The sequence below is a fragment of the Companilactobacillus zhachilii genome, assembly GCF_003606365.2.
Taxonomy (GTDB): Bacteria; Bacillota; Bacilli; order Lactobacillales; family Lactobacillaceae; genus Companilactobacillus; species Companilactobacillus zhachilii.
In genome coordinates, this window is the sequence record NZ_CP031933.2 from 873,704 (window position 1) to 885,955 (window position 12,252).

General features: G+C 34.2%; 19 protein-coding genes and 1 pseudogene. 9 read left to right on the top strand and 11 right to left on the bottom strand.

The window, feature by feature from the left end; all coding sequences use genetic code 11:
• Positions 1 to 257 precede the first annotated feature (257 nt).
• Entirely contained in the window at positions 258 to 770 is a 513-nt protein-coding gene (locus D1B17_RS03750) for a MarR family winged helix-turn-helix transcriptional regulator (RefSeq protein ID WP_166806609.1), read from the bottom strand.
• 147 nt (positions 771 to 917) lie between these two features.
• On the opposite strand from D1B17_RS03750, the gene D1B17_RS03755 reads away from it, so the two are divergent.
• Together D1B17_RS03755 and D1B17_RS03760 are read left to right on the top strand one after the other, a co-directional pair.
• Positions 918 to 1,853 (top strand): ATP-binding cassette domain-containing protein, encoded by a 936-nt coding sequence (locus tag D1B17_RS03755; RefSeq protein ID WP_120142963.1) that lies wholly within the window; start codon positions 918 to 920, stop codon positions 1,851 to 1,853.
• A gap of 18 nt (positions 1,854 to 1,871) precedes the next feature.
• Positions 1,872 to 2,645 carry an ABC transporter permease gene (locus D1B17_RS03760; RefSeq protein WP_120142962.1) on the top strand — a complete coding sequence of 258 codons (774 nt, stop codon included), beginning with the start codon at positions 1,872 to 1,874 and terminating at the stop codon, positions 2,643 to 2,645.
• Positions 2,646 to 3,064: 419 nt separating this feature from the next.
• On the opposite strand, the gene clpP is transcribed toward D1B17_RS03760, so the two are convergent.
• The 3 genes and pseudogenes from clpP to D1B17_RS03775 all read right to left on the bottom strand — a co-directional run bounded on the left by clpP (position 3,065) and on the right by D1B17_RS03775 (position 6,427).
• The gene (gene clpP / locus D1B17_RS03765; protein ID WP_120142961.1) at positions 3,065 to 3,652 is read right to left on the bottom strand and encodes an ATP-dependent Clp endopeptidase proteolytic subunit ClpP; all 588 of its coding nucleotides are present in this window, start codon (positions 3,650 to 3,652) and stop codon (positions 3,065 to 3,067) included.
• Positions 3,653 to 3,849: 197 nt separating this feature from the next.
• Positions 3,850 to 4,949, bottom strand: a pseudogene (locus D1B17_RS03770) (acyltransferase family protein).
• 284 nt (positions 4,950 to 5,233) lie between these two features.
• Entirely contained in the window at positions 5,234 to 6,427 is a 1,194-nt protein-coding gene (locus tag D1B17_RS03775) for a site-specific integrase (protein ID WP_120142960.1), read from the bottom strand.
• A gap of 138 nt (positions 6,428 to 6,565) precedes the next feature.
• On the opposite strand from D1B17_RS03775, the gene D1B17_RS03780 reads away from it, so the two are divergent.
• Positions 6,566 to 7,186 carry a hypothetical protein gene (locus tag D1B17_RS03780; RefSeq protein WP_120142959.1) on the top strand — a complete coding sequence of 207 codons (621 nt, stop codon included), beginning with the start codon at positions 6,566 to 6,568 and terminating at the stop codon, positions 7,184 to 7,186.
• On the opposite strand, the gene D1B17_RS12540 is transcribed toward D1B17_RS03780, so the two are convergent.
• From D1B17_RS12540 to D1B17_RS03795, 4 genes are all read right to left on the bottom strand, one after another.
• Positions 7,183 to 7,335 carry a hypothetical protein gene (locus D1B17_RS12540; RefSeq protein WP_166806610.1) on the bottom strand — a complete coding sequence of 51 codons (153 nt, stop codon included), beginning with the start codon at positions 7,333 to 7,335 and terminating at the stop codon, positions 7,183 to 7,185. The genes D1B17_RS03780 and D1B17_RS12540 overlap by 4 nt on opposite strands.
• A gap of 107 nt (positions 7,336 to 7,442) precedes the next feature.
• Positions 7,443 to 8,111 (bottom strand): zinc ribbon domain-containing protein, encoded by a 669-nt coding sequence (locus D1B17_RS03785; RefSeq protein ID WP_120142958.1) that lies wholly within the window; start codon positions 8,109 to 8,111, stop codon positions 7,443 to 7,445.
• 61 nt (positions 8,112 to 8,172) lie between these two features.
• A complete protein-coding gene (locus tag D1B17_RS03790; protein ID WP_120142957.1) occupies positions 8,173 to 8,571 on the bottom strand; it encodes a M48 family metalloprotease in 399 nt (132 codons plus the stop codon).
• A 3-nt stretch (positions 8,572 to 8,574) separates the two neighbouring features.
• Positions 8,575 to 8,910 (bottom strand): helix-turn-helix domain-containing protein, encoded by a 336-nt coding sequence (locus tag D1B17_RS03795; RefSeq protein ID WP_120142956.1) that lies wholly within the window; start codon positions 8,908 to 8,910, stop codon positions 8,575 to 8,577.
• A 99-nt stretch (positions 8,911 to 9,009) separates the two neighbouring features.
• Between D1B17_RS03795 and D1B17_RS03800 the strand changes: the two genes are divergently transcribed.
• Positions 9,010 to 9,420, top strand: a complete 411-nt coding sequence (locus tag D1B17_RS03800) for a hypothetical protein (RefSeq protein ID WP_137432097.1) — start codon at positions 9,010 to 9,012, stop codon at positions 9,418 to 9,420.
• Here D1B17_RS03800 and D1B17_RS03805 read toward each other — a convergent pair.
• Complete coding sequence (locus D1B17_RS03805; protein WP_120142954.1) at positions 9,401 to 9,709, bottom strand: hypothetical protein; 309 nt, start codon at positions 9,707 to 9,709, stop codon at positions 9,401 to 9,403. The two genes, D1B17_RS03800 and D1B17_RS03805, sit on opposite strands and share 20 nt — an antisense overlap.
• Before the next feature lie 102 nt (positions 9,710 to 9,811).
• Entirely contained in the window at positions 9,812 to 10,264 is a 453-nt protein-coding gene (locus D1B17_RS03810) for a hypothetical protein (protein WP_120142953.1), read from the bottom strand.
• A gap of 59 nt (positions 10,265 to 10,323) precedes the next feature.
• On the opposite strand from D1B17_RS03810, the gene D1B17_RS03815 reads away from it, so the two are divergent.
• Genes D1B17_RS03815 through D1B17_RS03825 form a run of 3 tightly spaced genes read left to right on the top strand, consistent with a single transcriptional unit; the run spans position 10,324 to position 11,607 of the window.
• The gene (locus D1B17_RS03815) at positions 10,324 to 10,527 is read left to right on the top strand and encodes a helix-turn-helix domain-containing protein (RefSeq protein WP_120142952.1); all 204 of its coding nucleotides are present in this window, start codon (positions 10,324 to 10,326) and stop codon (positions 10,525 to 10,527) included.
• 18 nt (positions 10,528 to 10,545) lie between these two features.
• Positions 10,546 to 11,340, top strand: coding sequence for an ORF6N domain-containing protein (locus D1B17_RS03820; protein WP_120142951.1), 795 nt, complete (start codon positions 10,546 to 10,548; stop codon positions 11,338 to 11,340).
• Positions 11,341 to 11,376: 36 nt separating this feature from the next.
• The gene (locus tag D1B17_RS03825) at positions 11,377 to 11,607 is read left to right on the top strand and encodes a hypothetical protein (RefSeq protein ID WP_120142950.1); all 231 of its coding nucleotides are present in this window, start codon (positions 11,377 to 11,379) and stop codon (positions 11,605 to 11,607) included.
• Here D1B17_RS03825 and D1B17_RS03830 read toward each other — a convergent pair.
• Positions 11,576 to 11,776, bottom strand: a complete 201-nt coding sequence (locus D1B17_RS03830; protein ID WP_120142949.1) for a hypothetical protein — start codon at positions 11,774 to 11,776, stop codon at positions 11,576 to 11,578. The genes D1B17_RS03825 and D1B17_RS03830 overlap by 32 nt on opposite strands.
• A gap of 61 nt (positions 11,777 to 11,837) precedes the next feature.
• Between D1B17_RS03830 and D1B17_RS03835 the strand changes: the two genes are divergently transcribed.
• The gene (locus D1B17_RS03835; RefSeq protein ID WP_120142948.1) at positions 11,838 to 12,098 is read left to right on the top strand and encodes a hypothetical protein; all 261 of its coding nucleotides are present in this window, start codon (positions 11,838 to 11,840) and stop codon (positions 12,096 to 12,098) included.
• Positions 12,099 to 12,121: 23 nt separating this feature from the next.
• Positions 12,122 to 12,247 carry a hypothetical protein gene (locus D1B17_RS12835; protein ID WP_276606950.1) on the top strand — a complete coding sequence of 42 codons (126 nt, stop codon included), beginning with the start codon at positions 12,122 to 12,124 and terminating at the stop codon, positions 12,245 to 12,247.
• Positions 12,248 to 12,252: the final 5 nt, after the last annotated feature.

Sequence of the window (12,252 nt, forward strand, 5' to 3'; positions counted from 1 at the left end):
ATCAAGTTATTTTTGAGCTCCTAAAGAACTAGTCGGAAGATTCGGACAGTGGTTACTGGCAGTGAAAGTGGTGTTAGGACGACCGCTTTTGTCGTTCTTACAGCACCGGGCGTGTTTAAGACTTGCCGAACTTGCAAGGCTTAAACCGAGGTCCGAGACCTTGGCTCGGGCCGTTCCGCACTGCCAGTGACCACTGTCCGAGTCTGGAGACGGCATATCCATAATATGAATAATTTGAAGACATATCCTAGTAAATTTTATAGAAACCAATCACGGATACCATCTTTAATCATCTGTTTGGATTTACTGAAAATATTTTGATGGTCGGCATTATCAATTTCTGCATACAGGTGAGTATTTATTTTGGTTAAAATGTTAGCAAATTGATCAAGTTCTTCGTCAGTTAGAGCGTTTAAAAATTCTGGTACAGCAGATTCCATAGTGGTGGTTTGCCGACCCAAATCAGTTATCCGAATAATAGTCATTCTGCGGTCGGTCGTGGATTTTTCCTTTGTGACCAGTCCTTTTTTGACCAATTTATTAACGAATTCAGCAGTCGATTGGGCAGTTAAATCCAGCCGAGTGGCTAATTCCTTTTGTGATAGACCGTCAGTTTGTGATAAGGCCAGTAAAATCTTTCCTTGGCCTTGAAACATAAATTTTCCCTCTTCGTCGGAGTTTCTGTGTGTGACTTTGTCAGCAACGTGACGGACCATACCGAATTCTATCAGCTTACCAGCAGCGTTTTTTTGTTTTAGTAGATTAGGCATTTGTTTACCTCCGAAATTAATTATACAGCATAAAAAGAAAATATTCAGGTAACCTGAATAAAATGCTTGCATTTTTAATCAGGTACCCTTACAATTAATTTTAATCAGGTGACCTGATGAAATATAAAAATAACGAGGCATTGAATAATGACAGTAAATAATGCGATAGAAGTTAGCCATTTAACAAAAAAATTTAACGATAAAATAGCAGTCAATGATATTTCTTTTGATGTAAAACAGGGAGAGGTATTTGGACTTTTGGGGCCAAACGGTGCCGGGAAAACCACTACCTTGAGAATGATAACGACCTTATTGAAATCTAGTAGCGGTACTGTAAAGATTTTTGGTCACGATACGGCCAGTGAAGGGAAGTTAGCTAGATCGATGTTTGGATTGACAGGTCAATATGCGTCAGTTGATGAAGATATTTCTGCTAGAGAAAATTTAATGATTTTTTCACGCTTAAATGGTCTTTCACGAATGGAATCAAAAAAGCGTACTGAAGAACTATTAGAGGAATTTTCGTTAGTTAATTCGGCTGACAAGTCATTGAAAGATTTTTCTGGTGGGATGCGTCGGAGATTGGATTTAGCAGTCAGTTTAATCACACGTCCAGCCTTAATCTTTCTAGATGAACCAACGACGGGACTAGATCCTCGTACAAGAACCCAGATGTGGGACACGATTAGGAATTTGGTTAAGCAAGGGTCAACGATAGTTCTGACAACACAGTATCTTGATGAGGCAGATCAATTGGCGGATAGAGTTGCAGTCATTGATCATGGCAAGTTGGTGAAAATTGGAACACCGCAAGAGCTTAAACAGCAAATTGGTGGAACTGATTTGAGCTTTACGGTTCGAGATAAGAGTCAAGTTAATTCAGCCACAAGATTAGTGGAAGATAAATTAAAAACAGCTAGTCGCCTTACAGGTCAGCGTTTGAGCACTAATTTATCGGACATTGGGCAATTAGCAACATTATTAACAGCTTTTCAACAAAATAAAATTTCAATCAGTGATTTAACTGTTCAAGAACCATCATTAGATGATGTATTTATGAATCTAACAGTTGGCAAAAATTAGAAAATAGAGGTCTTTATTATGGATGTACAAACACACCGTGGCAATTTAATTATGAATACAGCAACAATGGCATATCGAAACTTATTAAAAACATTTCATAATCCTGACAGAATGATGGACGTTATTGTTCAACCAATCATGTTTATGTTGATGTTTGGCTATTTATTTGGGGGTGCGATTGCGGGTAACGTACAAAACTATTTGCCTACAATTGTTCCAGGGATTTTGATTCAAACAATGCTTTCGGCATCTTCAGGTTCAGGATCACAAATCAGAGAGGATTTAGATTCTGGGGTATATGACCGTTTCAAATCATTACCAATGGCTCACATTGCACCTTTAGCCGGTCAATTATTTGCCGATATTCTTAGATTATCGATTGCTACTATAACTTCATTAACAACCGGTTATATTATGGGATGGCGACCAGCAGCCGGTTTCGGTGGAATTGTAGTTAGTGGCTTGCTTGCAATCTTTATTGGTTGGGCTATGTCCTGGATCTTTGCTCTACTGGGAATGCTTGCTAAGAGTGCCACAACTGTTGAGAGCTTCTCGTTAATGATTATGTTGACATTGTCATTTTTATCAAATGCATTCATTCCGATTCATACTTTGTCAAAAACTATGCAAATGATTGCTTATATGAATCCAATTACTTATGTAATTATTGCCATTAGACAAATTTTAGCAACAGGGCGTTGGACTAATGAAGCTTTCTTGGTCTTGATTTTTGGAATTATGATTGTATTTGTCTTTGCTCCTTTGACTGTTTGTGCTTACAACCGTAATTAAAGGATGCCGCCTCCAGAAACCAGAAAATTAGGTCACTATGGGGACCGATTGGAGCCAAAGAGCGGTCTCCAATCTCGATTTTGACCTTCGCAAAGTACGCGAATTTCAAAACTCGTCCCGTGGTGTAAGGGATAAATCCCTAACGCCACATTCACAGCGACCTAATTTTCTGGTTTCTTCCGGCTAGTTTATTCTCTGCTTTGAATATAAATAAATTGGAGTATTACATTGTGGTTTTGATTACTTTCGTGTCAATAATTATTAGAGCACCAACACTTAAAAATAAAAGCATCTGTAAGAAACTATTTGTTAGTGGGTTACAGATGCTTTTTTTGCAACAAAAAAACATGATGCTGATTTTTATCAGAATCATGTTTTTAGTATAGGTAGGAATAAAACGAAATTTATAAACTCGCTTTTTACTTACCAGCTTTGTTTGTCATAATATCATCGATCAAACCATAATCTTTAGCTTCTTGGGCTGTCATGTAGTTATCACGATCAGTATCCTTTTGAAGTTTTTCAAATGATTGGCCAGAGTTATCAGCCAACATGTGGTTTAATCTCTTTCTTGTCTTCAAAATTTCTTGAGCAGCAATTTCAATTTCTGTCTGTTGACCTTGTGCGCCACCTAATGGTTGGTGAATAAGAACAGTTGAATTTGGAAGTGCAAAACGTTTGCCCTTTGTACCTGATGACAAGATAACTGATCCCATTGATGCAGCCAATCCTGTAGCGATAGTTTGAACATCAGATTTGACAAAGTTCATTGTATCAACAATAGCTAATCCGTCAGTAACAGAACCACCGGGTGAGTTGATGTACATTGAAATATCCTTGTCAGAATCTTGAGCATCTAGGAATAGTAATTCGGCAATGACTGTATTAGCCATTTGACTGTTAACCTCACCAGATAACATGATGATTCTATCTTTTAATAATCTTGAGTAAATATCATAGGCACGTTCGCCACGTGAACTTTGTTCAATAACTGTAGGAACTAACATTGAAATGCCTCCTGTTTTTAATTAGCACTCTTAATAGCACAGTGCTAATTTAGCATAATATTAATATGGGGTCAATAAAGTAGACTTAATAAATAAAAATATTTATTCAAAACGATTCTGTTTCGCTATTTAACTATGTTGCCTCTAGAATTTCTTGCTTTTAAATCCGTAGTCAAAAAGCCAACTAGCATTACGAATCAATCCAGAACAGTTTTGGACAATACTCGTTGTTTAATCTCAAGCCAGCCAATGTGTAAAACATAAGCGGAAGTAAATGATAGTACCCATGTTAATAAATAGCAACTGATAATAGCTAAAATTGGATTACTTTTAGCCAAGGTTTGACCACCGAATGTCCAGATAATTTGTAACCAGAAGACGTTTGATAGATAAGCTCGATAGGCGTAGATAGAAAATGGAAAATCGGTAGCAATTTGGAGGCATGTTTTAGTTGATGAAGTGCTAAAGTAGCTATTAAACTAATGATCGTAAGAGCATAGAGTGTCATTGAAAGCTTATAATAGGGAGCATTTGTTAATTTTACAGGGTAGCCGTAGGAGAATAGTTCAAAGTTAGTCCAGTAAAATGTGATGAAAAGTAGTAATAGTAATAGTAGGAAAAACTTGGGGAGATATTTTTCAATAACTTTGTGGTTTATCCAAGCTAGAGTTCCCAGAATGCCGTAAATAATAAAACTAATAAAAACCCGGTCTAATAAATACCAATTATTTCCATTAGATGCGTGGGTGCTATAAAAATAAAGCCACCATAAATAGAAGATTACAGTTGTGATGGTAATTATAATTGAAAGAATCGGTTTATTTTCAGTCAGGTGAGCGATTAACCAAAATATGGGCATGAGGATAATAAATTGCAACATCATCGTGTTGTACCATAAATGTGGGGCAGCATTACCGTTAACAAACTGCCATAAAAAGGTTCCTAAACTGTTGAATTGAAAATGTTGTTGCAGTTGGGGGAATACTAATAAGTAAATTAATGTCCAGCAAATGGTAGGGATGAATAAAACTAGCCATTGCTTGTATAGGTAAGCAGGATAATTTTTGATAGTGTATTGATTTGTCTGTCGAGTAGTTGTGTACAAAATACCGAAGATGAAAGCGGGAGCCGTGAATTTGACTAGGTTATACAGAAAACCGATTATATTTTGATTGGCAAAGCTAGGCGATGTTTTTAAAACAAAGGTTAAAACTGATTGCATCATTACAGCAGTACATGCAAAGACTTTCATGTAGTCGCCAATATCGGCCGTTTGAGAACTATTTGTTGAATCCATACAAAATAACTTCTTTCTATAATTCATAATTACATCATATAACAGATAAAAACAAAAAAAGAAGCTAAACTTTAGATGTAAAATCCGAAAGTTTAACTTCTTTTCTACAGATAATATTCTGATTAGCTTATGTAACAGTTGATTTATCAACACTCATAAGTGAAACTTTGTGAAACAAAAAATGCGCCACGTGGGGTCACATACCCCAACCTGTGAAACACCTGAAAACACTGACATTATGCACTATTTACTGTAGCTTTATAGCTCGTGGCTCACCCCGTGGCTCACTTTTTCTTAGGCTTTAAATATGCAGTAAAACTATCTATTGTTTCCTTGCTTGTTTGTTTGGTAACATGAGCATAGGTATTAAGTACCACATTTATATCACTGTCACCAAGTTGTTGCTGAACTTGTTTGAGAGTCATTTTTTTGGACTCTAGGGCAATCGTTGCCCATGTGTGCCTAATTCCATGTGGCGTGATTCTTTTAAGCTTAGAATCGCTATCACGGTGTTTATTGCACGTATCGATGATATGCTGCATCCATTTGTTTGGTTTCATCAAGGATAAAAGCTTGTTTTTAGTGTTTGGAAAAATCAATTGCTCATCATCAGATGTTTCAATGCCAAGGAATTTTAATTTCCTGTGTAGTTCATTGATCCAATTATTTAACATGTCGGCAGTGGTTTTGTCCAACCCTAAAGTTCTATATCCTCCGATAGTTTTTGGGGTACCAATTTTTTGCTTGTTATCAATAGCCCTAGTCACAGTTTTATTGATTAACAGAGTTCTATCGGTGTAGTCGAAATCGGATATTTGTAAAGCTAATATTTCGCCTTTACGAGCACCAGTAAAAGCAAGCAGTCGAAACAAAGTAACGGCTTTGTTATTTCTGCCATGATAAGTTTCGTATGATTTTCTAAGAAAGAGATTTAATTCATTTCTATCCCAAAACTTATCATCGCTTAGCTTATGACGTTCCGCTTTATCCTTTGGAAGTACAACTAATTCCATTGGATTATCATAGATGATTCTCAAGCGTTTAGCTTCTTTAAATACCATGCCGGCATAGCTGACAACTTTTCTAAAGTCAACAAGGTCAACAGACCATTTATTAACCATTTCCTGACACATAGGAATGGTTATTTTTTTTATAGACTTATTACCTAGCAAAGGTAATATGTGGTACTTAAACAGTCCCTGAACACGATTTAATGTACTTTCTTTTACGGTACTCTTATATGACTTCATAAAGTAGTCATAAACGTCCTGATACTTAACCTTTTGATTTTCAGCAAATCCGTGTTTATCTATATCAACCATCTGTTTTGCTAAAAATAATTTAGCTTCTCTTTGTGTTTTCAAACCACGCTTTTGTGTACGTTTCTTTTTTCCAGTTAATGGATCAACACCAATCGTATATTGAACACGATAAAATGTTTTACCAGCTTTTGTTTTGTATTGTGTAATTGAACTCATTTTATTTCACTCCATTGCGTGGGAGCAAGTTTAGGAGTAGGAAATAGGCATCACCTCCTTAAAATTGGTAGTCAATTTATACAGAAACCATACTATACGTGATATAATATTATATAGAATATATATTAGGAGGGCTATATGAATTTAACTACACTTATATCATCATTAATAGTCTCTGGTAGTTTTGGGTACTTCAATTACTTAATATTAAAAGGTTTTGATATAATCAATATTAGTGAAAACACAAAAGATGAAAAGATACCAATTCTAATGCTGTTTGGTGCAATGAACTATGGTATTTTTCTATGGATAGGAAGTAGCTTTCTCCAAGGTATTTCCAAAGGTGATTTTGGACAAATTGCAATTGGAATACTGTATGTTTTCGTTCTAGATCTCGTTGCAACTCCCATAATTATCATACCGATGGTGTTAGGATTACGACATATTATGAATTGGATTAGAGGCATTATGGGCAAGAGTAAAACAACATCTCCAAATACTAGGGATGACTTTTTTGAATCCAACAAAACACAAAACATTTACATATTTGATTTCAATAATAGTTTAGTAGCTTGCGGTTATATGAGTCAGGTTGATAGCGTTAGTTCAAATATTTTCGATATGCAACTCATTCCGTTTTACGATGAAGAAGAAAAAAATGTAACATATGATAAAATTTCAAAATTGGCTACAAAAGAGGACTGTCGTTTATTGATTGACTTTGAAAGAAAATTAAAAATATATAACATTGTTGATTAATTGTTCTTATCTTTTTTAGTCGGACTTGGCTTGGATTTAGCTTGATCACGTGTTGGAACATTTCCCTTTATACTCTCACCTAAATATCTTTTTTCAATATCATTATGTCTAGTATCTATTACTTTATTTAGTTCATTATCATCACTCATATTAGAGTCCTTTCGGTCACGCTTAATTGCGTGGCTTTTTTTGATTTTTTGGTAAAAATAAATAAGCCTACTTGAGACTTAATTTATTTTTGTGATTAATTAATCGTTTAAATGCCATAATAATATCCAAGCATAAATCCAAACATAAATGAGAGTATGAAAATAACTAGAGAAGTTATCCATAAAGCCATACCAGCTACTTTATGTCCATATTTAAATTGAACAGTTAAACCAATTACAAAAGCTGATAGTTGAAAAATGCTCAATTTTGGTATTAAGGCTATTGCAAAGCATATCCAACCAATAGTTAGCCAAATTCCCCAAGCATTTGAGGTTGTATTGGATTGATTAGATACAGCGTTTTTGTTGTATTGATCTGCTCCACAATTAGGACAAAATTGGATTCCTTTAGGTATCTTTGAACCACAGTTATAACAGTATTCAAATTCACTGTTTCCCTGTGCCTGTCCAGAGTCCATATAATTCGTTATTTTGCCATTTAAAAAATCTGATAAAGACTGCATTTTTGAATTAAGTTCAGCATTGTCAAAAGGTACAGTAGCATTTTCTAAACCCATTATTTTGATATAACCATCAGTTTCATCAACAGGTTTAAAATCAATACTTTTAATATCGCTATATTGAATATCTTGGTGTTTGTCTGGACCATATTCAACTACTGAATCAACACCTGATCTGTTAATTAAAATTTCAGATTCCTTAGTATCAATTGCAGTTGTGAATGGTGTTTTAATTGTTATTGATATATCGTTCATATTTCCCCCCATAAATATATATTTAATCAACATAAGTATATCAGAAGGGATGTATTAAAAATCACATTACAGCCATTTTTCTTTTGGCAATGTATTCATATCTCAATGGAATACAGAATTGCTGAATGAACATAATATAGCTATTGAAGTGGATATCGCAATCTTTACAATATTGTAGTAATAAGTCTATCGCTACCTTATTAGCAGCACTTTCAGCATTAATTTTTCCCACACTAGACTTGTCATACATATAGCAAGAATCACCATTAAGCATGTGGCCAATCTCATGAGCCACAACCATTGGTAGTTCCTCTTGCTTGTACCAATTCGTATTAATAAACATCATGTTACGTTCTGGTATAGCTAAGGAAGGCCAATCAGAATCTATTCCATTAAGTAATTCGAATCCTATGTGATGATCTAGTGCGTAATTCAGTAAGTAAGTTGTAACATCACTCATATATTATTTTCCCCCGTCTAAGATACGCCTAATCATTTCTAATTCCTCCGGTGGTATTTCTCTACCACCATAACTCATGATGGTGTAATCATCTTGCATAGCATCTTTAATGTCTACCTTTTTAGACTTAGAACTAGTACTTGGATCATCAGTCTTTCCCAAAAGGTAATCCACAGATACATGTAAAACGTCAGCCACTTTAGCAAGTCTACCTATACTAGGTTCTTTCTTTTTCCATCCATAAATACTATTTAAACCTAGACCAGCTTTAGCTGCTGTTTCTTGTAAGCTAATGCCTCTTTTTTTTGCCATATTTTTAGTACGTTCGAATACTGTCATATCAGTGTTTCCTCCAATATGACAAATTAATTTTACGCAAAAGAATAAAAATGTGTTGATTAAATTATTCAATCGCGTTATTATTAATTCATCAAGTAATTGAGCAACAAAAACACACGACCACCGATACAATACTTTGGTGAGGATTACGGTAGTAGTAGGCTTTCTATTGCTTATTTAATATGCTTTTATTTTACTCCATCGAATAAAGCAAAGCAACAACTTGATGAAAAAATAACAGAAAGGAGTAAAAAAATGGAAAACAATTCTACACGCAATCTTTTCTATGGAAAGTCTAGGTTAATTGATGATGAGATTGATAATTTTTGTCAGGGTTTATTAGAAAATATTATCAATAAAAAAAAGACCTATTCAGAAGTTATGAAGGAACTTCGTAGAAATAGGCCTTTCAATCAAAATGAAATAGATAATTTGCTTTATGAGAGAACAATTCAAATGCTTAATAAATCTATGGATAATGTTCTAATTCCTAAAGATTTTCTATCTTAACGATTGAAGAAACACTGTATAGCGTGTCTGGATCGTTATTAAAACAGAAGTAATCAGCATTGTGGAATACATCTAGAAGGTCTGGGACTACTCCCATTTCAATATGAGGATCACTGAGATCAATAGTGTCACCTATTCCAACTGTTACAGGAGCAACGTGCTTCATTACTTCTGTACGATTATCTTTATCATTGTCTAAATCCTTGCTGACAATAACGCTTCTAATTAAATCATCACTATGAATTGTGATGACTTCATTATTTGAAAATGTGATTTTAGCAGATTTCATATTATTTTCACCTCGGATATATATGGAATAACCAAATTATAACAACAGTAAAGGAGGTAGGAAATATGGATGATCAAAAGTATTGGTTTTTATTAGGAATATCTACCATTCTTTCAATATTTGCTCTGGTGTTAGGCATTCTGCAGTTGATAGGTTAACTTCATAAGGCTCGAAATCGGTTTCAATTTTTACCTCATTACCTGTTTTAGTTAGTACCTCTACAAGCATATTTTCTGATTCCCAAGATTTTATAACTAAAGGAAGTTCGGTTGTAAAGGTTCCATCTTTCGAGTCTCTCGGACCATATACTTTATGTGTTTTAGTAAAAATGTGTTTGTTCCCAATAGAAACATTGATTATTGAAACATTCCTATCTGAATGATTACTGACAGTCAGATTAATATATGTTGATACATTTGTTCTCATATATTGTATTTTGTTGAATTCAAGATTAGGTTTCAGAAGTTTTCTCTTATTTACATATTGATAAAGATTAAGACATATAGAAATGATTGCAATAGTTGTTGGTATATAGATTGAAAATGCTGTGTTCATATAATTTACCTCGAATATATGGAATAACCAAATTATAACAATAGAAAGGAGCTGATTATATGCCAGAACAACAATTCGCAGAATATGCTCATGAAATTGAAAGCACAATCAAAATTGGACTTTTTAAAAGAAATATGACTCAAAAAGAGTTAGCTGAATTGATTCATGCTAATCCACAGCAACTAAATAGAGCCATTAAAGGCGACATGACACCCAAGTCACGTGAGTTACGTGAACAAGTAGCACGAGTTTTAAATCTATAAAAAAGAAGGAAAAAAGTAATGAACAATTTAAAAGTAATTGGTAAGGAAAAGGTTGGTTCAATTGAATTTATAGGAATTGAAGGTGGATTTGGTAAAGATAAGAAAGCAATGTTGGTTAAAGATATTGCGGTAATTCACGGACAGACGGTGGGAAACATTAATTTACTGATTAATCGCAATATTAAAAGATTCAAAAAAGGCATAGATATTATAGATTTAAAGGCTGGTAATTTCGCTATTGTTTTGAACAAGAGCGGATTTAGTCAAAATCAGATCAATGCTACGAAGAATATTTATCTATTGTCTGAACGTGGTTATAGCAAATTACTAAAAATTCTTGATGATGATAAAGCTTGGGAAGTATATGACCAATTGGTTGATAACTACTTTAATATGCGAGTTGCGATCAAGGAAAATAATCCAGCTATTGTAAAAGACAAGCGCTTGGAAATTATGGAGAAGAATGCAGCTACTAGAAAAGCAAATTTGATGTACCGAATTGCTATGGCAACTGAATCTAATTCTTCGAAACAATCATTACTAGCTAATGCAGCTAAAGAATTAACTGGAGAAATGACTATTCCGGTCATGAGGAAGAAGGAATATTCGGCAACAGAAGTTGGTAACAAAGCAGGAATTACATCAAATAAGGTTGGACGAATTGCTAATAAGTTTGGAATTAAAGCAGAACAACCTGGTCAAAATAAATATGGCCGTTGGTCAAATAGTAAGTCTCAGCATTCTGATAAAGAAGTTCCACAATGGTTGTACTTTGACGAAGGTTTGAAATTTATCAAAGAACATGTGCAATAACTTGATGAAAAAATAACAGTAAAGGAGGTAGGAAATATGGATGAAAATAAGTATTTGAAGATTATAGATGTATTAACTAGTTCGTTAAAAGAAGCGACAATCACGATAAATAGATTATTAGATAAAAAAAGCTCCGAAATCATTATGATTTCGAAACTAGATGACATATTGACCGTCTTGAAACAAATTCGTGAAGATCGTAAACCACTCACTAGAAAAGATGTTTTGAAAGCATTTAATGGCGATCATTCAGACTCTTCAAAATAGAATCATATAAATGATTATAAGAGTCTATTAAATTGGCTTCCTTAGTGTTAGAACCAGCATTATGCAAAATGGAAAGTTTCTCTTCGGTTCGTTCAACGCCAGATAGGCTATTGATATCCGCCTGAATATATGCCAGCGCTAAATCATGGGCACGTTGTTCATTATCCATTATTTTCACCTCGAATATATATGAATTAATCAAATTATAACAATAGAAAGGAGTTGATTACATGCAAACAAGACCGATTGAAATCATGTTAAGTGAACAACAGTTAACAGGTATTCAGAATCAGATTTATGGAAAAGTTTCCGAAGCAATCGAACAATCAAGCCAGTCAAAAACTTGGATGAAGTGGAAAGACTTGGTTGATTATCTGCCAATCTCAAATAATGCGATTCGAGATCACTTACAGGATTTGCCGTTTCATATTGTAGGTGGAACGAAGTTCTATAACAAAGAAGAAGTAGACGAGTATCTACTAAATAAATAAAAAACAAGCGTGGGAGCAAGTTTATGAGAGCAATAAATATTCCAATGATTGTGTGGTTACCAGTCCTAGTATGGGCAGTCACATATGTATTAACTAAGTATCACGGTATTAAAGGATTCTTGAAAGAATGTACAGACTTTTATATGTAAAGGAA